Source organism: Phenylobacterium sp. (assembly GCF_019636135.1).
GTDB lineage: Bacteria > Pseudomonadota > Alphaproteobacteria > Caulobacterales > Caulobacteraceae > Phenylobacterium.
On the sequence record NZ_JAHBYD010000009.1, the window covers coordinates 75,130 to 92,116 of the forward strand.

The window sequence follows — 16,987 nt, forward strand, 5'->3', positions numbered from 1 at the left end:
GGTCGAACGCCCTAAACGGCCGCGAGCCGCGCCTGATATTCCTCTTTCGTGTTGAGTCTCGGGAACGGCGTCTCGGGCGCCGGGACGCCCAGCCAGGCGCAGAGCGGCGCCCAGCCCTGGGCGGGACTGAACTCGAGCAGGCGCGACGCCGGCACAGACGCGCGCACCTCGGCGTTGTGCCGGTCGAAGGCGGCCATCGACGCGGCCCGATCGGAAAGGTCGGCGCCGACCGAATCCGCGAACAGCCTCTCCAGGAACGGCCCGCCGAACGCGCGGACCTTGTCCGTGAAGATCGTCGTGCTCGCCGAGTCGTACCAGTCCGCCGCGGGGCGCGTCGTCAGCAGCACCTTGGCGTCCGGATAGGCGGCCATGATGTCGCGGTAGTAGTTGCACGCCGGCCAGTCGACGGTCGCGCCGAAACCTTCGAACACCCTGGACCAATCGGGCTTGTCGCCGCGGGCGATGGCCTCCCAGTGTCCGCGGCGCTCCCCGTTCGCGATCACCTCGGCCATGTGATAGCACGGCCCGAAGCCGATCTGCTCGAGCGCGATCTTGAGCGCATATGTGCCGGTCCGCCCCCAGCCTGCGCCAATGACCTTGATCGCCATCTCGCCCTCCACGTTATATGCAAATGATAATCACTTGCACCATGTGGCGCAACTCGGCGCCCGCGCGTCGCGAGAACGCGCCCGCTCGACGGGCCGTTCGAAGCCCTGAACGCCTCGATCTCAATGTCTGGCGGAGACGGGCGGCGCGGGTCCGCGCCGCCGGAGCGCCCGCAACAAGGGGCGCCCGAAGGGACGCATCCTAGCCGGCGCGGCGCGTCTGGGCCTTGAGTTCGCGCTTGGCGCGGGCGTCGGCCTTGGCGGCGGCCTTGCGGGCCTTCCGCTCGTCGCGCTTGAGCTGGAGCATCAGCTCCTCGTCGTTCTCCATCGCGATGCGGCGCTCTTCCTCGGCCTTTTCCTTGGCCAGGCGCTGGGCTTCCTTCTCGGCGGCGCGGCGGGCGCGCACCTCCTCGAGTTCGCGGGCCTTCTTCTGCGCGGTCGTCTCGAACGCGCCTTCGGCTTCGACGGCCTGGACGGTGGGCTTGGGCTTGAACTTCGCCAGGAGGGCTTTCCGGGCCTCGGCCTGAGCGGCGAGGCGATCGGAGAAGCCAGGCATGACCTTGGATTCTCGCATGTTCACTTTTTACTGTTGGGGAACTTGGAGGGTTCCGCGGGGAGAGCCCCGCAGGCCCGAACGGTTGCGCCGGCTCAGCCGACGATGTCCGCGTCGGTGAAGAACTGGGCGATCTCGATCCGGGCGTTCTCGAGGCTGTCGGAGCCGTGGACCGAGTTCTCGCCGACGCTCTCGGCGTAGAGCTTGCGGATGGTGCCGTCGGCGGCCTGCGCCGGGTTCGTGGCGCCCATCACCTCGCGGTAGCGGGCGACGGCGTTCTCGCCTTCCAGCACCTGCACCACAACCGGGGCCGAGGTCATGAACTCCACCAGCTCACCGTAGAACGGGCGCTCGGCGTGGACCTCGTAGAACGTCTTCGCCTGGGCCTCGGACATCCTGATCCGGCGCTGGGCCACGATGCGCAGGCCGGCATCCTCGATCACCGCATTGACCTTGCCGGTCAGGTTACGACGCGTGGCGTCCGGCTTGATGATCGAGAAGGTGCGTTCGGTCATGGGCTCCGAGGGGCTACTGACGATGTGGGAGGTGCGCGAAGCAGCTCCGCGCGGGTGGCGGGCTCTATATCGTCATCCTCGTGCCCGACGCAACCCGCACCGCGACATGACGCAGCCTCGCGCGTCTGCTAGACGGCCCGCCGCGACGGATTTCCCATGCTCCAGATCAACGACCTCGTCCTCGACGCCTGGGGACGCCGCTTCTTCGACCGCGCCACGGTCACCCTGCCCAAGGACGCCAAGGTCGGCCTCGTGGGCCGCAACGGCGTGGGCAAGTCGACGCTGTTCAAGGTGATCCTGGGCCAGATGGCCCACGGCTCGGGCGACGTCGGCGTGCCCCGGCAGGCGCGAATCGGCTCGGTCGACCAGGAGCATCCCGCCACGCCCGTCAGCCTGATCGACACGGTGCTGGAGGCCGACGTCGAACGGCACACGCTCCTCCAGCGGCTCGAAACCGCCGAGCCCGAGGAGATGGGCGACATCTACGCGCGGCTGATCGAGATCGACGCCGACCGGGCGCCGTCGCGCGCCGCGGAGATCCTGGCCGGCCTCGGCTTCAGCCAGGCGGACCTGTCGCGGCCGATGGCCGAGTTCTCCGGCGGCTGGCGCATGCGCGTGGCGCTGGCGGCGGCGCTGTTCGCCGAGCCCGACCTGCTGCTGCTGGACGAACCGACCAACTACCTCGACCTGGAAGGCGCGCTCTGGCTGGAGGCGCGGCTGAAGAAGTACCCGCACACCACCATCGTCATCAGCCACGACCGCGAGCTGCTGAACAACTCCTGCGACCACATCCTGCACCTGAAGGACGGCAAGCTCGTGCTCTACACGGGCGGCTACGACGACTTCGAACGCCAGCTCACCGAGAAGCTGCGGCTGCAGGAAGCCACGCGGGTGAAGATCGAGGCGCAGCGGGCGCACCTGCAGTCGTTCGTCGACCGCTTCCGCGCCAAGGCCTCGAAGGCCACCCAGGCCCAGTCGCGCCTGAAGATGATCGCCAAGCTGCCGGTCGTCGCCGCCCTGGTCGAAGAACATGTGAAGCCCTTCGTCCTGCCCTCCCCCGACCGGCCGCTGGCGCCGCCGCTGCTGCGGCTGGAGGAGGCGTCGGTGGGCTACGGCGGGCCGCCGATCCTGAAGAAGCTGAACCTGCGGCTCGACGTCGACGACCGCATCGGCCTCCTGGGCGTCAACGGCGCGGGCAAGTCGACCTTCGCCAAGCTGGTGGCCGGCGCGCTGACGGCCGAGGCCGGCAAGCTGCATCGCTCGCCGCGGATGAAGGTGGGCTGGTTCCACCAGCACCAGATCGAGGCGATGGACCCCGACGAGACGCCGCTGGAGATCATCCGGCGCGTCATGCCCGAGGCGTCCGAGGCCTCGCGCCGCAACCGCCTGGCGCAGTTCGGCATCGGGTTCGAGAAGGTCGAGACGACCGTCGCCAACCTGTCGGGCGGGGAGCGTGCGCGGCTGCTGCTGAACCTCGTCGCCCAGGAAGCGCCGCACCTCCTGATCCTCGACGAACCGACCAACCACCTCGACATCGACAGCCGCCGAGCCCTGCTCGACGCCCTCAACGACTACGAGGGCGCGGTGATCCTGATCACCCACGACCGCTCGCTGATGGAGCTGGTCGCCGACCGGCTGTGGCTGGCCGCCGACGGCGGGATCGAACCCTTCGACGGCGACCTCGAGGACTACGCCGCCTTCGTGCTGGAGCGCGCCCGCCAGGCGGCGCGCAGCCCGACCCAGGTGAAGGCCGAGCCGGTCGCGGCGCCTCCGCCGCCTCCGCCCGCCGCCAGGCCGAAGGCGCCTACGGGGACCGCACGGCGGCGCGCCGAGGCCGCGGAGGCCGCGCTCGCCAGGGCGACCGAACTGGTGGCGATCATCGACCGGGCGCTGAACGACCCGGCCACCTTCGCCGACGCCGCCAAGGCCGCGGACCTCGGCCGCAAGCGCCAGACGGCCCAGGCCGCCCTCGAAGCCGCCGAGCTGGAGTGGGTCGAGGCGCAGGAGGCCTACGAGGCGCTGAAAGCATAGGTCGAATCGGAACGGCCCTGCGTCGCCGCAGGGCCGTCGTCATCCGATGATCAGGGGGAGCCTGCTCGATCAGGTGATGTGCTTCGGGCTGATCGGGTCAGAACCCGGGAAGGTCTCCTCGATGGCCTCGTCGAGCAGGGCTTCCTGACGGTCCTCGGCCTCGGCCTCGCGCTGGGCCATGTGGTCGTGCTTCTGGCCCTCGGGGAGCGGCGCGACCGGGCGGGTCGTGGGCGTCTCGATATGGCGGTGCTCCTCGATCGCCTTCTGCGGGTCCGACGCCATGTCGGACGCGGCCTGGCCGGAGCCATGGCTGAAAGCGCGCTTCTTCTCTTCGTCGTGCCTGCGGGTATGCATCGGGCGCTCCTGAAACGGTCCACGAGACAACGCGGAACGGGGATCGAGGTTGCCTCCGCCGCTCGGGATGCACTCGGCGATCGCGCGGCGGGCTTCAGCGCGCCTTCGGCCCCGACAGGAGGAGCCGCCCCTCGTCGCGCAACCGGCCCTTCACCTTGCCCGCGATCATCGCGAAGACGCCCGGCAGATCGACCTCCAGACGCACCTCGCGCTCGGCGACGCCGATGGTCCCGGTGACGGTCTGGCCGATGGCCCGCAGGGAGAAATGCAGGGTGTCGCCCTGCCAGCCCTGTTCGAGGTCGCCCACCGCGCCGATCTGGCTGGTCAGGCGGCCCACGCCCTCCTCGATGCGCCGCCGCGCCTCGGCGCGGCCGAGTTCGTGGGGGATCGAGACGACGACGGGCTTGCTCATGCGACTGAAACGACCGAGGCCGTGGCCGGGGTTCCCGCGGAGGGGCCAGCGCCTTAGCCTCGGGCCGAATGGAACCTGACCGCAGCCTCATGGGCCGGGGCCCCTACCCGTCGACCGGGCCGCTCGCGGTGCTGGCGCGCGCCGGGTTCCTGATCGCGGTGCTGGCGATCGTCCTGGCCGTCGTGCTGCCGCCGCGGTTCGTGCCGGACTTCGTCCACTCGTTGTACCTGCAGCACTTCGCGGCCTTCTATGTGGTCAGCCTGCTCCATCTCGCGGCCTCGCCGCGGACGCGGATCAGCGCCATCGCGCTCCGGGTCGTCGCGTTCGCGACGGTGATGGAGAGCTTCCACCTGCTCACCGGCGCGCGGGTGCGTCCGCTGATCGACAACTGGGCGGCCGACGTCGGCGGGCTGGCGGCCGCACTGGCGCCGATCGCGGTGGCGCGGTTCCGGCGGCGCTTCGAGCGGCCGACCGAGGGCGTCTAGAGGAACAACCAGCGGCGGTGTTCGCGCAGGCGCAGGTTGTTCTGCACGTTGCGCACGCCGTCGATGTCGGCGATGTCCTCGATCCGGCGCTTGTCGTCCTTGCGGCGCACCGTACCGTCCAGGAAGACTTCGCGGTCGTGGACCTCGATCCGGACGTCGCGCATGTCGACGCGGCGATCCCTGTCCAGCCGTTCCATGATCACCGCCCAGAGTACGCGGTCCGAGGGGCCGTCGCGGCGGGCGCGGCGATGCTCGTCGTCCCACGCGTCGCGGCGGGCGCGATCGTCGTAATAGGGCCGCCCCTCGTCGTCGAAACGGCGCGCCTCGTCGTGCGGGCGGCCGTCGTCATAGGCCCGGTAGCCGGTCCGGTTCACCGGGTCGTAGCCGTAGAGGCTGGAGTAGTCGGCCTGGCCGTAGTCGTCGCGGTCTCGGCCGCGGTCGTCGTCGTCACGGTCGCGCAGCCGCCGCAGCCGATCGGCCTCCAGGTCGCGCCAGTCTTCCCGCGCCATGGGCGTCTCCTTGAATCTGCCGGTTCTCGCGTTCAGGGGGAAACCTTCGCCTTGCCCTTCGGTTCCAGAGCGCAAGGATGGGGCGCGCCCGATTCCCGGGGAGACGAGCGAAGCCGTGCCGAGCCTCGACCCCGACACGCAGGCCGACCGCCTCCCCGGGGACGTGGAGGAGGAACTGGCGGCCGTCCTGCCCGAGACGCAGGGCTCGCGGTTCGGGCGGTTCCTGACCGGCGCCATCTGGCACTTCGTGGCGGTGCTGCTGCTGGCGGTGGCGGCCTCCATCCTCTGGCGCGAGTTCCATGAGCTCAGCCCCGCGGACCTCGCGGCGGCGATCCGGGCGTGGGGATGGGACTCGACCCTGCTGGCCATCGGCTTCTCGGCGACGAGCTTCCTCCTGATGGGCGTCGTCGAACTGATGGGACTGCGCTGGGCGGGCGCGAGGATCGGGGCCGGCTCGGCGCTGGCCGGCGGCTTCATCGCCTGCGCGATCTCGCACAGCCTGGGGGCCAACCTCCTGGTCGCCGGCGCGGTGCGGGCGCGGTTCTATGCGAAGCACGGGATCACGCTGCGCCAGGTCGCGGCGGCCACCGTGTTCAACAGCTTCACCTTCGCCGTCGGCATCTCGACGCTGGCCGGCGTCAGCCTGCTGCTGGCGCGCGGCCACGAGATCGCCGAGGTGAGCCGGATCGCCAAGCCGGTCGCCGACGCCATGGGCGGCATCCTGGTGACCGGCGTCACCGGCTACATCGCCCTCTGCGCGGTGCTGCACCGGCCGCTGCGGGTCTTCGGCCATTCCGTGAAGCTGCCCTCGTGGCGGACCGCGCTGGCCCAGCTCGCCATCGGGACGGTCGACAACGCGGTCGCCGCGGCCATCCTCTGGATCCTGCTGCCGGCCGGCGCGATCAGCTACTTCGCCTTCGTCGGCGCCTACGCCCCGTCGGTGATCGTGGGCCTGATCTCGCATGTGCCCGGCGGCGTGGGCGTGTTCGAGGGCGCGGTCTCGACCCTGACCCGGGGCCTGAGTCCCGCGGCGCTGGCCGCGGCCTTCCTCGGCTACCGCCTCTTCTTCTTCCTCATCCCGCTGATGGTCGCCGGGATCTCCCTCGCCATCGACACCGTCGGGGAGCGCGCGCGACGGTCGGAAAAGGCGCGCTCCTGAAAAAATTCTACTGCTGGATGCATCCGCTGCATCCGGGCCGCATCCGGGCACGTAACTGCGCTGTCCGCGCATCTCCCACACACACGGACAAAAACGCGGCGGCGGCCCTGTTCCCCGACAACCACCGCCGTACGCCCCGGTCCCCCGCCTCCCGTCGCGGGGACCGGGGCGACCCTATCGGGTCGCCCCGGACTTTCGATAGGTAGGAGGGGCGACCCTTGCAGCGCCCACCCGGCCAGCGCGGGGCGTACCCTTATCGGCGCTTCGCAAAAGCGCTACTGGTCGCCGGATGACCCGCCCCCTCGCCGTCTTCGCCTACGATTTCGACGGCACGCTCGCGCCCGGCAACATGCAGGAGCACGCCTTCATCCCCGACGAACTGGGCATGAAGCACGCCGATTTCTGGGCCGAGACGGCGCGTCTGGCCGAGGCGCAGCGGGGCGACGGCATCCTGGCCTACATGCACCTGATGCTGGCCAAGGCGCGCGAGAAGGGCCTGGAGCTGACGCTGGATAGCTGGCGGCGGCGCGGCGCGAGCCTGCGGCTGTTCCCGGGCGTCGCCGACTGGTTCGCGCGGCAGAACGCGCGGGCCGAGGCGCTGGGCCTCGACCTCCGGCATTTCATCATCTCATCCGGCAACCGAGAGTTGATCGAGGGTTCGCCGATCGCGCACGAGTTCGAGCGCATCTACGCCTCGGCCTTCATGTTCAACGACCGGCTGGAGGCCGTGGGGCCGGCGCTCGCGATCAATTACACCGGCAAGACGCAGTACCTGTTCCGCATCAACAAGTGGACGCTCAACGAGTGGGACAACGACGCGATCAACGCCGTGCAGGTCGAGCGTGACCGGCCCGTGCCGTTCGACCGCATCGCCTTCTTCGGCGACGGCCTGACCGACATCCCGGTGATGCGGGTGATGACCGACCACCGCGGCCACCCGGTGGCCGTCTACGATCCCGAGAAGCCCTACACCGAGGCCGCGGCGGCGAAGCTGCTGGCCGACGGCCGCTCGCGCCTGGCCGCCGGCGGCGACTACCGCGAGGGCTCCAGGCTGGACGACCTGGCCGACGAGATCCTGCGCGAGATGGCGCGGGGCGTGACCACGAACCTGTTCGCCTGAGAGCCTCAGCGTTCGTCGTAGAGACGGCGCAGGACGGTGGGGACCAGGCCCGGCAGGTCTTCCGAGATCAGGCCGGGGCCGTGCAGTTCGGCCGCCTCGGCGTGGATCCAGGCCGCGGCGCAGGCGGCCTCGAAGCTCTCCATCCCCTGGCTGACCAGGCCGCCGATGCAGCCCGCCAGCACGTCGCCGGAGCCGGCGGTGGCGAGCCAGGGCGAGCCGTTGACGTTGACGGCGGCGCGCCCGTCCGGCGCGGCGATCACGGTGTCGGGCCCCTTCAGCAGCACGACCGCGTCGGCCTTCACGGCGGCCTTGCGGGCGGCGGTGATCCGCTCGGGCGACGCCTTCAGCAGGCCGGGGAACAGCCGCTCGAATTCGCCGGCGTGGGGCGTCAGCACGTCGTCGCGGTCGAGGACCGAGAACAGTTCCTCCGGGTCGTCGCGGAAGACGGTGATGGCGTCGGCGTCGATCACCAATGCCGCGCCGGTGCGCGCGAGGGCCAGGACGTTGAGGAGCGTCGTCTCGGTGACGCCGGCGGCGGGGCCGATGACGGCGGCGTCGGCGATGCCCGCGGCCTGCTCCAGCTCCAGGTCGGTGGCGAAGGGCTTCAGCATCACCGCCTCGAGATGGGCGGCGTTGGCGGCGAGCGCGTCCTCGCCGGCGTAGATCGTGACGAGGCCGGCCCCGATGCGCAGGCCGGCCCGGGCGGCGAGGCGCGCGGCCCCGGTGCTCCAGGCGTCGCCGGAGATGACGATCAGGCGGCCGCGGGCGTGCTTGTGCGAGGCGGCCGTGGGCCACGGGAAGCGCGGCAGCCAGACCTCGGGGCCGTTCTCGACCAGCTTCGAGGGCGTGTCGCCCAGGCCGATGTCGGCGACGACCACCTCGCCGCAGAGGCTGCGGCCCGGCTCCAGCACGAGGCCCGGCTTGCGGGCGTGGAAGGTGACGGTGAGGCCGGCGCAGACGGCGGGGCCGGCCGGCTGGCCCGTGTCGCCCGGCACGCCGCTGGGGATGTCGATGGCGACGACGCTCTCCGGCCGTTCCGACAGGGCCGCGGCGGCCTGGGCGGCAGGCCCGGTGAGCGGCCGCGAGAGGCCGGCGCCGAACAGGGCGTCGATGACGAGGCCGGCGTCGGGCCTGCCGTTCAGCGGCTTCGTCTCGCCCGTCCAGCGGGCGCTCATGGCCCGCGCGTCTTCGGTGGCCGGCCCGGCCAGCGCGCGGACCTCCACGGGCCAGCCGCGCTCTGCGAGCAGGCGGGCGACCACATAGCCGTCGCCGCCGTTGTTGCCGGGGCCGCAGAGGACCTGCGTCGGCTGGATGGGGAAGCGGTCCATCACGGCGTCGGCCACCGCCTCGCCGGCGCGCTCCATCAGCGCGAGGCCGGGCGCGCCCGCCACGATCGCGGCGCGGTCGGCGGCGGCCATCTCGGCGACGGTCAGGATCGGGCGGGAGGGCACATGGAACTCCGGCAAACGCGTTAGGACTTCGTCGAGTCGCGCCATATATTGCACGGCACATGACCACCAGCGGCTTCATGACAGGCGGCCCCAGGCGCCAACGCGAAACATCGGCGCAGCGCGAGGCGCGACTCGCACGTGAGCATGAAATGCTTGAGGCCGCGCGCGAGGATATTCGCGCGGGGCGCTGCATCTCCGGACTCGAGTTGGAAGCCTGGCTCAAGGCTTGGGCCGCGGATTCGCCCGAGCACGCCTTCAAACCCATGAAATAGTCGCTCCGCCTTGCTGCGGTCTCTCGTTCTATCCGACAAGGCGAAGGCCGAGCTCGGAGCCGCGAAGCGATGGTTGCGGCAACCGGGCGCGGGGATCAGGGCGGCTGCCCGCCTTCGCCGCATCGCCGAGGCGCTATCCGACCTGAGGCGGCATCCCTGCCGCTGGCCAGAGAGCGAGCACCGTGGCGTGCGCGAGCGTTCCATCGAGGGCTATCGCATCCTCTACGAGGTGACGCCCGACACGGGTCGAGACGCCACGGCGGGCGATGTCCATGTCCTCCGCGTCTTCGGGCCCCACCAGGACCGCAGCGACATCTGACTCCTACAGCACCTGCGTCGCGGCCTCCGCGCCCTTCTCGACCAGCCGCACGGTCGTCCCGTCCGTCTCCAGCACCGTGATCGAGGCGTGGTCGGGCCGGAAGGCCAGCACCTCGTCCACGCCCAGCAGGCGCGAGACGGCCGCGTTGATGGCGACATAGTGCGAGAAGACCGCCGTGTGCCCGCGCTTCGCCAGCGCGGCGACGATGTCGGCGCGCCAGGCGTCGTAGTCGAGGTCGCCCTCGATGGCCTGCCAAGTCCCTTCGAAGGCCTTGCGCAGCCAGGCGGGCCTTGCCTCGGCGCTGAGCCCCGACGGCGTGGCGATCTCGCCGACGATGGGGTCGATCTCGGCCTGGACGCCCAGGGCCTCCGCCGTCGGCCCGGCGGTCTCGCGGCAACGGCGGAGCGGCGAGCTCACGACCCGGCGCGGACGCTCGGCCTCGGGCCGGCTCAGCAGCCAGTCGCGGGCCGCCCTCGCCTGCCCCTGCCCGGTCTCGTCGAGGCCGGGATCGTCGTCGTGGCCGCCCCAGCCGGACGAGGGCTTGCCGTGGCGGATGAGATAGAGGCGGGCCATCAGGCGGGCTCGAAGATGTTGAGGCCGCCCGACTGGCGGACGGTCCCCTTGCGGCCGACCTGCTCGGACGCCTCCAGGCTGGCCAGGGTCGCCGGATCGTTCCGCGTGTTGGCGACGAAGCGGCGGCCGTTCGCATCACGGCCGATGACGATGCCCATGAAGGGTCCCTCGCGTTTGTGGACGACGGTGTAGGTCTCGATCGTGCCGGCTCCCTGGGGCGCCTCGATGACGTCGGGGTGCGGCAAGGCGTCGATCTCGCGCTGGATCACGGCGGGATCCTGGCGCTCGAACGGCTTCTGCGGCGGCGTCGTGGAATAGACGCCGGTCGACTGCTTGGTGAGGTACCAGCCGTTGGCGGTGACCAGGCCCCAGGACCCCGGCGCGTCGCGCAGCCGCTGCGCCATCGTGGCCACCGCGTGCATGGCGTAGTTGTTCCCCGGCCCGCCCGCGTAGGGCAACCCGCCGGTGACCGTGAAGCCGCGCGGATCGTCGAGCGACAGGCCCAGTTCCTCGGCGCCCACCTGCACCGCCGACGGGAAGCACGAATAGAGGTCGATGTGGCCGAGGTCGTCCGGGCCGATCCCCGCCATCTCGAACGCGCGTCGGCCGGTCAGGCGCATGGCGGGGCTGGAGTGGAAGTCCTGGCGCTCCAGCACGTGCCAGATGTCGTGCGCGTCGGCGCAGCCGTGGAGGTAGACCCAACGGTCCTCCGGCACGCCCAGCTCGCGGGCCTTCGCGACACTCGCGATCAGCACGCCCGCCGACTGGTCGACCTCCATGATGGCGTTCAGGAACTTGGGGTACGGGAAGCCGATCATGCGGTTGCGGTCGCCGACCGTCGTCAGGTCCCCGGCCGAGCGGCGGATCGGGAACCAGGCGTGGGGATTCCCGGCCGCCACCTCGGTGAAGCGCGCGAACAGGGCGCCGATGCGCGCCGCATGGTCGGGCAGAGAGCGGCCGTCCCGCGCCCGCAGCGCGTTCTCGAAGATGGGGTAGATGTTGATCGGCCGGTCCAGGCCGTGGCGGGCCTCGTAGGCGCTGACGCCCGGCCGCGTGTCGCCGACGACCGGCGGCGCATCCAGGGACAGGTCCTCGGCCGCATCCCAGTCTTCGAAGCCCAGGCCCCTGGCCATCCGCTTGGCCACGGAGCCCAGCACCTCGCAGCCCACCGCCAGGCCGAGGCCGGTCTCGCCCTCCGCGATCCGCTGGGCCAGCACATTGATCATGTACTGCGAGCTGTTGCCGCCCATGGCCGACAGCGCCGCCCACCGCGGCCTGGCGGCCAGCATCGCGCCGAGCTGCATCGCGGCGTTGCTGGAGAACGGCGCGCCGCGGCTGCGCGACGCGCCCGGCTGGGCGATCGCGGAGGGCGCCACGACGATGCTGTCGATGGCCGCGAGCCCCGCGGCGCCGATTCCCGCGTCGGCTGCGGCCCGTTCCGCCGCAATCTTCAGCAAAACGCTCGGAGACGGGGACGACGCGGGATCGCCGCGGTACGTGAATTGGCCCGCTCCGATGAGCACGGGGCTCCGTTCGTCCATGCCTGCCTCGTTCCCGAACCTGTTTTGCGGCGATCCTAGGGTCCGAACCCGGCCTCACAAGGCGATTTCCGACCTGACCATTTTCTGAACTTTCGGCGCCTATTTCTTGAGCGCTCGTCTAGTTTCACAGCCAGCCGCAACGGCAAGCAACGGAAGGTCGCTTGTGACCCCATCCCGCGGCGTGCTGGTTCGCCCCCGAGCGGCGGGGCAACACCGCCCGGAGTGCAATGTCGAGCGCATGAAAAAGATCGAAGCCATCATCAAGCCCTTCAAGCTCGACGAGGTGAAGGAGGCCCTGCAGGAGCTGGGCGTCCAGGGCATGACCGTCATCGAGGCCAAGGGCTACGGGCGTCAGAAGGGGCAGACCGAGCTCTACCGCGGCGCCGAGTACGTCGTGGACTTCCTGCCCAAGATCAAGATCGAGGTGGTGATCGCCGACGACCACCTGGATCGGGCGATCGAGGCCATCTCGGCCGCGGCGCGCACCGGCCGGATCGGCGACGGCAAGATCTTCGTCTCCGAGGTGCTGGACGTCGTGCGCATCCGCACCGGCGAATCCGGCTCCATCGCCATCTGACGTCGAACATCGAGACTATCGAAAGGGGATAACCAACATGGCCAGCGCCAAAGACATCCTGGATATGATCAAGGAGAAGGACGTCAAATACGTCGACGTCCGCTTCACCGACGTGCGCGGGAAGATGCAGCACGTGACCTTCGACATCGACCTGGTCGACGAGGAGTTCCTCACCGACGGGACCATGTTCGACGGCTCCTCGATCGCCGGCTGGAAGGCCATCAACGAGTCGGACATGAAGCTGCGTCCCGACCTGGACACGGCGATCATCGACCCGTTCTACCAGCAGACCACGCTGGCGCTGATGTGCGACATCGTGAACCCCGACACGAACACGCCCTACAACCGCGACCCGCGCTCGATCGCCAAGGCGGCGCTGACCTACGTGAAGGCGGCCGGGATCGGCGACACCGTCTACTTCGGCCCCGAGGCCGAGTTCTTCGTCTTCGACGACGTTCGCTGGGACACCGCCCCGCACAACACCTTCTACTCGTATGACTCGACCGAACTGCCGGTCAGCTCGGGCAAGGCCTATCCGGAAGGCAACATGGGCCACCGCCCGGGCCCGAAGGGCGGCTACTTCCCGGTGAACCCGGTCGACAGCGGCCAGGACCTGCGCGGCGAGATGCTGGCGGTGATGGGCGAGCTCGGCATGAAGCCCGAGAAGCACCACCACGAGGTGGCGCCGGCGCAGCACGAGCTGGGCCTGAAGTTCGACACCATGATCACCATGGCCGACCGCCTGCAGCTCTATAAGTACGTGATCCACAACGTGGCCCACGCCTACGGCAAGACGGCCACCTTCATGGCCAAGCCGATGTTCGCCGACAACGGCTCGGGCATGCACGTCCACCAGTCGATCTGGAGCAACGGCAAGCCCCTGTTCGCGGGCGACAAGTACGCGGGCTTGAGCGACATGTGCCTCTGGTACATCGGCGGCATCATCAAGCACGCCAAGGCGATCAACGCCTTCTCGAACTCGACGACGAACTCCTACAAGCGCCTGGTGCCCGGCTACGAAGCCCCGGTGAAGCTGGCCTATTCGGCCCGCAACCGCTCGGCCTCGATCCGCATCCCGCACGTCGACAGCCCGAAGGGCAAGCGCATCGAAGCCCGCTTCCCGGACCCGATGGGCAACCCCTACCTGACGTTCACGGCGCTGCTGATGGCCGGCCTCGACGGCATCGAGAACAAGATCGATCCGGGCGCCCCGGCCGACAAGAACCTCTACGACCTGCCCCCGCGCGAGCAGAAGAAGATCCCGGAAGTGTGCGGTTCGCTGCGCGAGGCCCTCGAGGCGCTCGACAAGGACCGGGCCTTCCTGAAGAAGGGCGGCGTCTTCGACGACGACTTCATCGACGCCTACATCGAGCTGAAGATGGAGGAGGTCATGCGCCTCCAGCTCCACCCTCACCCGGTGGAATTCGACATGTACTTCAAATGCTAGCCGCCTGATGCTCAGGTGATGGAAGGGCCGCGGAGCGATCCGCGGCCTTTTCATTCGGGCGCGAGCGCGCGCCCCACTGCGCCGAGCGGTAGTTGAGCCGGCCCGGCGACCCGCACTAGAACGGGGCCAGTCACCCCCGTCCTTCGAGGCCTGTCTCCTTGAAATCAGCGCTCTTCGTCGCAGCCCTGCTCGCCGTGACCCCGCCTGCCCTCGCCCAGCCGTCCGAGGGTCCCCAGCCCTACCCGATGCCGCCGCCGGTCGCGGCGCCGCGGGACATCGCCTATCCGGGCGTGCTGAAGGTCACCGTCGACGCGACGGACGTGGAGCGCCGCATCTTCCGCGTCCGCCAGACGATCCCGCTGGCGGGCCCCGGCCCCGTCACGCTGCTCTATCCGCAGTGGGTTCCGGGCGGGCATTCGCCCAGGAATGCGCTCTACAACATGGCCGGCCTGACCATCCGGGCGAACGGCCAGGTGATCCCCTGGACGCGCGACCCGGTGCAGGTGTTCGCCTTCCACGTGACGCCGCCGGCCGGCGCGACGGCGCTGGACGTGGAGTTCCAGCACCTCTCGCCCACCGCCACGGACCAGGGCCGCGTGGTGATGACGCCCGAGATGCTGAACGCCCAGTGGCTGAACCTAGCGATGTACCCGGCCGGCTACTTCACGCGGCGCATCCCCATCGAGGCCACGATCCGGCTGCCGGCCGGCTGGGGCTACGGCACCGCGCTGGAGACGGTCTCCAACGTCGACAACACCATCCGCTTCAAGACCGTCGACTTCGACACCCTGATGGACTCGCCGATGTTCGCCGGCCGCTATTTCAGGCGCTGGGACCTGGACACCTCGGGCAAGTCGCCCGTCCGCCTGAACGTGGTGGCCGACCGGCCGGAGCTCCTCGACGCCACGCCCGAGCAGATCGAGCAGCACCGCGAGCTGATCCGGCAGGCCGACAGGCTGTACGGCGCGCGGCACTACGACCACTACGACTTCCTGCTGGCGCTGACCGACCGCATGGGCGGCATCGGCCTGGAACACCAGCGGTCGAGCGAGAACGGGACCACGACCGACTACTTCGTCGACTGGGACAACCGCGCGCCGAGCAGGAACCTGCTGCCGCACGAGTACAACCATAGCTGGGACGGCAAGTACCGCCGCCCGGCCGACCTCTGGACGCCCAACTTCAACACGCCGATGCGCGACAGCCTGCTGTGGGTCTACGAGGGCCAGGACCAGTACTGGGGCTTCGTGCTGGGCGCCCGCTCGGGCCTGGTGACCAGGGAGCAGACGCTGGACGCGCTGGCCATGACGGCGGCGGCCTATTCCGCGGGCCGGCCGGGCCGCCAGTGGCGTTCGGTGGAGGACACCACCAACGATCCGATCATCGCCAGCCGCCGCGCGATCCCCTGGACGAGCTGGCAGCGCAGCGAGGACTACTATTCCGAGGGCCAGCTCGTCTGGCTCGACGCCGACACCCTGATCCGCGAGCGCACCAACGGCCGGAAGTCGCTGGACGACTTCGCCCGCGCCTTCTTCGGCGTGAACGACGGGGCGTGGAAGCAGCCCCTCACCTACACCTTCGACGACGTGGTGAAGGGCCTGAACGCGGTGACGCCGTACGACTGGGCCGACTTCCTGACCCGGCGCTTCCGCGATGTCGCGCCGGCCTTCCCGCTGGATGGCGTCGCCCGCGGCGGCTACCAGCTCGTCTATACCGAGACGCCGACCAAGTACTGGAAGGACAACGACGCCGGCCGCAAGCAGGTGGACCTCACCTACTCCGTCGGCCTCGTGCTGAACCGGGAGGGCGCGATCACCAGCGTCCTGTGGGAAGGCCCGGCGTTCAAGGCGGGGCTGTCGGTCAGCGACAGGATCATCGCGGTGAACGGCTTCACCTACGACGCCGACCGGCTGCGGGACGCGATCACGGCGGCCAAGGACGGCAAGGAGCCGATCCGGCTGATCGTGAAGGACGGCGACCACTTCCGCGTGCTCGACATCGACTACAGGGGCGGCCTCCGCTACCCTCGCCTGCAGCGCGTGGCCGGCAAGCCGGACCTGCTCAGTGAGATCTACAAGCCACTGAAATAGCCGGTCAGGCGAACCGTTCGTCCATCCAGGCGCCGGCGACCCTGACGGCGCGGCGGGCGGCGTTGAGCACCGCGCCGTAGGCCTGGAAGACGTGGATCATCTCGGGCCAGACCTCGAGGCGGACCTCGACGCGGGCGTGGGCCAGGACGTCGGCGAGCGTGATGCTGTCGGAGAGCAGCGCCTCCTCCGAGCCCGTCTGGATCAGGACCGGCGCCACGCCCTCGAAATCGCCGAAGATCGGCGAAGCCAGCGGGTCGTGCGGATCGAGGCCGCCCAGGTAGGCGAGCGCCATCTGGTCCAGCCCCGCCTTGGTGATCACCGGATCGGTCTCGCGCTTCGCGCTGTAGCTGGCGCCGGACTGCGTGAGGTCGGCCCACGGGCTGATGGAGACATAGCTCGACGGCTGCGGCAGCCCCTCGGCCTTCAGCGAGAGCGCCAGCGCCATCGCGAGCCCGCCGCCCGCGGAGTCGCCCGCCACGGCGACCTGGCCGGGATCGGTCCCCGCCTCCAGCAGCGCGCGGTAGACGGCGGTGGCGTCCTCCACCGCGCCCGGGAAACGCGTCTCGGGGCCGAGGCGGTAGTCGGGCACGAGCGCGATCGCCTTCGCGGCCTCGGCGATGCGGGCCACCATCGGGCGGTGGCTGCGCGGGCTGCCGATCGTGTAGCCGCCGCCGTGCAGGTAGAGGAGGCGGCGGCCTTCGACCACGCCCTGCGGCACGACCCGCTCGCCCTTCACGCCCGCCAGGGCGTGCGGCTCGTGGTAGCAGCCGGTCGGCAGCGCCCCGGCCTCGCCCACCGCGTCCATGCCGGCCCGGCGCTCTGCGAACGTCGGCGGCGCGGCCGGGTCGGGCGCCCGCGCGGCGAGCAGGGCCCGCACGCCAGCGATCTGCGGATCCTTCCAGCTGCTCACGCCGCTCATCCCCCGCGACTCGCCGCATTGCCTTCCCGAGGCTCCCGATTCATACCGGAGCCCC

At 70.3% G+C, this 16,987-nt stretch carries 19 protein-coding genes; 9 read left to right on the forward strand and 10 right to left on the reverse strand.

All coding sequences use genetic code 11. The features are described from left to right. Positions 1-11: 11 nt before the first annotated feature. From KF737_RS08325 to ndk, 3 genes are all read right to left on the reverse strand, one after another. Complete coding sequence (locus KF737_RS08325) at positions 12-608, reverse strand: sulfotransferase family protein (RefSeq protein ID WP_296452850.1); 597 nt, start codon at positions 606-608, stop codon at positions 12-14. 199 nt (positions 609-807) lie between these two features. After that, positions 808-1,179, reverse strand: a complete 372-nt coding sequence (locus KF737_RS08330) for a DUF6481 family protein (RefSeq protein ID WP_296452854.1) — start codon at positions 1,177-1,179, stop codon at positions 808-810. A 74-nt stretch (positions 1,180-1,253) separates the two neighbouring features. After that, a complete protein-coding gene (gene ndk / locus KF737_RS08335) occupies positions 1,254-1,673 on the reverse strand; it encodes a nucleoside-diphosphate kinase (protein ID WP_296452857.1) in 420 nt (139 codons plus the stop codon). A 156-nt stretch (positions 1,674-1,829) separates the two neighbouring features. Between ndk and KF737_RS08340 the strand changes: the two genes are divergently transcribed. Next, positions 1,830-3,704: an ABC-F family ATP-binding cassette domain-containing protein gene (locus tag KF737_RS08340; RefSeq protein WP_296452861.1), complete on the forward strand. Its 1,875-nt coding sequence runs from the start codon at positions 1,830-1,832 to the stop codon at positions 3,702-3,704. Between the two features lie 69 nt (positions 3,705-3,773). On the opposite strand, the gene KF737_RS08345 is transcribed toward KF737_RS08340, so the two are convergent. Further along, positions 3,774-4,058: a hypothetical protein gene (locus KF737_RS08345; protein WP_296452864.1), complete on the reverse strand. Its 285-nt coding sequence runs from the start codon at positions 4,056-4,058 to the stop codon at positions 3,774-3,776. Between the two features lie 94 nt (positions 4,059-4,152). Beyond that, complete coding sequence (locus KF737_RS08350) at positions 4,153-4,470, reverse strand: polyhydroxyalkanoic acid system family protein (protein WP_296452867.1); 318 nt, start codon at positions 4,468-4,470, stop codon at positions 4,153-4,155. Positions 4,471-4,538: 68 nt separating this feature from the next. Here KF737_RS08350 and KF737_RS08355 point away from each other — a divergent pair, with 68 nt between their 5' ends. Continuing rightward, positions 4,539-4,955 (forward strand): hypothetical protein, encoded by a 417-nt coding sequence (locus tag KF737_RS08355; RefSeq protein ID WP_296452870.1) that lies wholly within the window; start codon positions 4,539-4,541, stop codon positions 4,953-4,955. Here KF737_RS08355 and KF737_RS08360 read toward each other — a convergent pair. Continuing rightward, entirely contained in the window at positions 4,952-5,464 is a 513-nt protein-coding gene (locus KF737_RS08360; protein ID WP_296452873.1) for a BON domain-containing protein, read from the reverse strand. The genes KF737_RS08355 and KF737_RS08360 overlap by 4 nt on opposite strands. A gap of 115 nt (positions 5,465-5,579) precedes the next feature. On the opposite strand from KF737_RS08360, the gene KF737_RS08365 reads away from it, so the two are divergent. Next, the gene (locus KF737_RS08365) at positions 5,580-6,623 is read left to right on the forward strand and encodes a lysylphosphatidylglycerol synthase domain-containing protein (RefSeq protein WP_296452875.1); all 1,044 of its coding nucleotides are present in this window, start codon (positions 5,580-5,582) and stop codon (positions 6,621-6,623) included. A 289-nt stretch (positions 6,624-6,912) separates the two neighbouring features. Continuing rightward, complete coding sequence (locus KF737_RS08370; protein WP_296452919.1) at positions 6,913-7,743, forward strand: HAD family hydrolase; 831 nt, start codon at positions 6,913-6,915, stop codon at positions 7,741-7,743. 5 nt (positions 7,744-7,748) lie between these two features. Here KF737_RS08370 and KF737_RS08375 read toward each other — a convergent pair whose 3' ends face one another. Further along, the gene (locus KF737_RS08375; protein WP_296452922.1) at positions 7,749-9,194 is read right to left on the reverse strand and encodes an NAD(P)H-hydrate dehydratase; all 1,446 of its coding nucleotides are present in this window, start codon (positions 9,192-9,194) and stop codon (positions 7,749-7,751) included. A gap of 59 nt (positions 9,195-9,253) precedes the next feature. Here KF737_RS08375 and KF737_RS08380 point away from each other — a divergent pair, with 59 nt between their 5' ends. Next, the gene (locus KF737_RS08380; protein WP_296452924.1) at positions 9,254-9,466 is read left to right on the forward strand and encodes a hypothetical protein; all 213 of its coding nucleotides are present in this window, start codon (positions 9,254-9,256) and stop codon (positions 9,464-9,466) included. A gap of 10 nt (positions 9,467-9,476) precedes the next feature. Next, positions 9,477-9,785, forward strand: a complete 309-nt coding sequence (locus KF737_RS08385) for a type II toxin-antitoxin system RelE/ParE family toxin (RefSeq protein ID WP_296452927.1) — start codon at positions 9,477-9,479, stop codon at positions 9,783-9,785. A 3-nt stretch (positions 9,786-9,788) separates the two neighbouring features. On the opposite strand, the gene KF737_RS08390 is transcribed toward KF737_RS08385, so the two are convergent. Continuing rightward, positions 9,789-10,358: a histidine phosphatase family protein gene (locus tag KF737_RS08390; RefSeq protein WP_296452929.1), complete on the reverse strand. Its 570-nt coding sequence runs from the start codon at positions 10,356-10,358 to the stop codon at positions 9,789-9,791. After that, the gene (locus KF737_RS08395; protein ID WP_296452933.1) at positions 10,358-11,899 is read right to left on the reverse strand and encodes an acetyl-CoA acetyltransferase; all 1,542 of its coding nucleotides are present in this window, start codon (positions 11,897-11,899) and stop codon (positions 10,358-10,360) included. Before KF737_RS08395 ends, KF737_RS08390 begins: the two co-directional genes overlap by 1 nt. 238 nt (positions 11,900-12,137) lie before the next feature. Here KF737_RS08395 and KF737_RS08400 point away from each other — a divergent pair, with 238 nt between their 5' ends. The 3 genes from KF737_RS08400 (at position 12,138) to KF737_RS08410 (ending at position 16,013) form a co-directional block, all read left to right on the forward strand. Further along, complete coding sequence (locus KF737_RS08400; protein WP_296452938.1) at positions 12,138-12,476, forward strand: P-II family nitrogen regulator; 339 nt, start codon at positions 12,138-12,140, stop codon at positions 12,474-12,476. Between the two features lie 37 nt (positions 12,477-12,513). Further along, positions 12,514-13,923: a type I glutamate--ammonia ligase gene (glnA, locus tag KF737_RS08405; protein ID WP_296452941.1), complete on the forward strand. Its 1,410-nt coding sequence runs from the start codon at positions 12,514-12,516 to the stop codon at positions 13,921-13,923. A 158-nt stretch (positions 13,924-14,081) separates the two neighbouring features. After that, entirely contained in the window at positions 14,082-16,013 is a 1,932-nt protein-coding gene (locus KF737_RS08410; protein WP_296452945.1) for a peptidase M61, read from the forward strand. Positions 16,014-16,017: 4 nt separating this feature from the next. Here KF737_RS08410 and KF737_RS08415 read toward each other — a convergent pair whose 3' ends face one another. Next, complete coding sequence (locus KF737_RS08415) at positions 16,018-16,923, reverse strand: alpha/beta hydrolase (protein ID WP_296452948.1); 906 nt, start codon at positions 16,921-16,923, stop codon at positions 16,018-16,020. Between the last annotated feature and the right edge of the window lie 64 nt (positions 16,924-16,987).

Excerpts from the sequence above, each read along its gene's own strand:
- KF737_RS08325 (WP_296452850.1), bottom strand. The coding sequence starts at position 608 with ATGGCGATCAAGGTCATTGGCGCAGGCTGGGGGCGGACCGGCACATAT.
- KF737_RS08400 (WP_296452938.1), top strand. The coding sequence starts at position 12,138 with ATGAAAAAGATCGAAGCCATCATCAAGCCCTTCAAGCTCGACGAGGTG.
- KF737_RS08350 (WP_296452867.1), bottom strand. The coding sequence starts at position 4,470 with ATGAGCAAGCCCGTCGTCGTCTCGATCCCCCACGAACTCGGCCGCGCC.
- KF737_RS08395 (WP_296452933.1), bottom strand. The coding sequence starts at position 11,899 with ATGGACGAACGGAGCCCCGTGCTCATCGGAGCGGGCCAATTCACGTAC.
- ndk (WP_296452857.1), bottom strand. The coding sequence starts at position 1,673 with ATGACCGAACGCACCTTCTCGATCATCAAGCCGGACGCCACGCGTCGT.
- KF737_RS08390 (WP_296452929.1), bottom strand. The coding sequence starts at position 10,358 with ATGGCCCGCCTCTATCTCATCCGCCACGGCAAGCCCTCGTCCGGCTGG.
- KF737_RS08360 (WP_296452873.1), bottom strand. The coding sequence starts at position 5,464 with ATGGCGCGGGAAGACTGGCGCGACCTGGAGGCCGATCGGCTGCGGCGG.
- KF737_RS08380 (WP_296452924.1), top strand. The coding sequence starts at position 9,254 with ATGACCACCAGCGGCTTCATGACAGGCGGCCCCAGGCGCCAACGCGAA.
- KF737_RS08370 (WP_296452919.1), top strand. The coding sequence starts at position 6,913 with ATGACCCGCCCCCTCGCCGTCTTCGCCTACGATTTCGACGGCACGCTC.
- KF737_RS08330 (WP_296452854.1), bottom strand. The coding sequence starts at position 1,179 with ATGCGAGAATCCAAGGTCATGCCTGGCTTCTCCGATCGCCTCGCCGCT.
- KF737_RS08340 (WP_296452861.1), top strand. The coding sequence starts at position 1,830 with ATGCTCCAGATCAACGACCTCGTCCTCGACGCCTGGGGACGCCGCTTC.
- glnA (WP_296452941.1), top strand. The coding sequence starts at position 12,514 with ATGGCCAGCGCCAAAGACATCCTGGATATGATCAAGGAGAAGGACGTC.
- KF737_RS08345 (WP_296452864.1), bottom strand. The coding sequence starts at position 4,058 with ATGCATACCCGCAGGCACGACGAAGAGAAGAAGCGCGCTTTCAGCCAT.
- KF737_RS08355 (WP_296452870.1), top strand. The coding sequence starts at position 4,539 with ATGGAACCTGACCGCAGCCTCATGGGCCGGGGCCCCTACCCGTCGACC.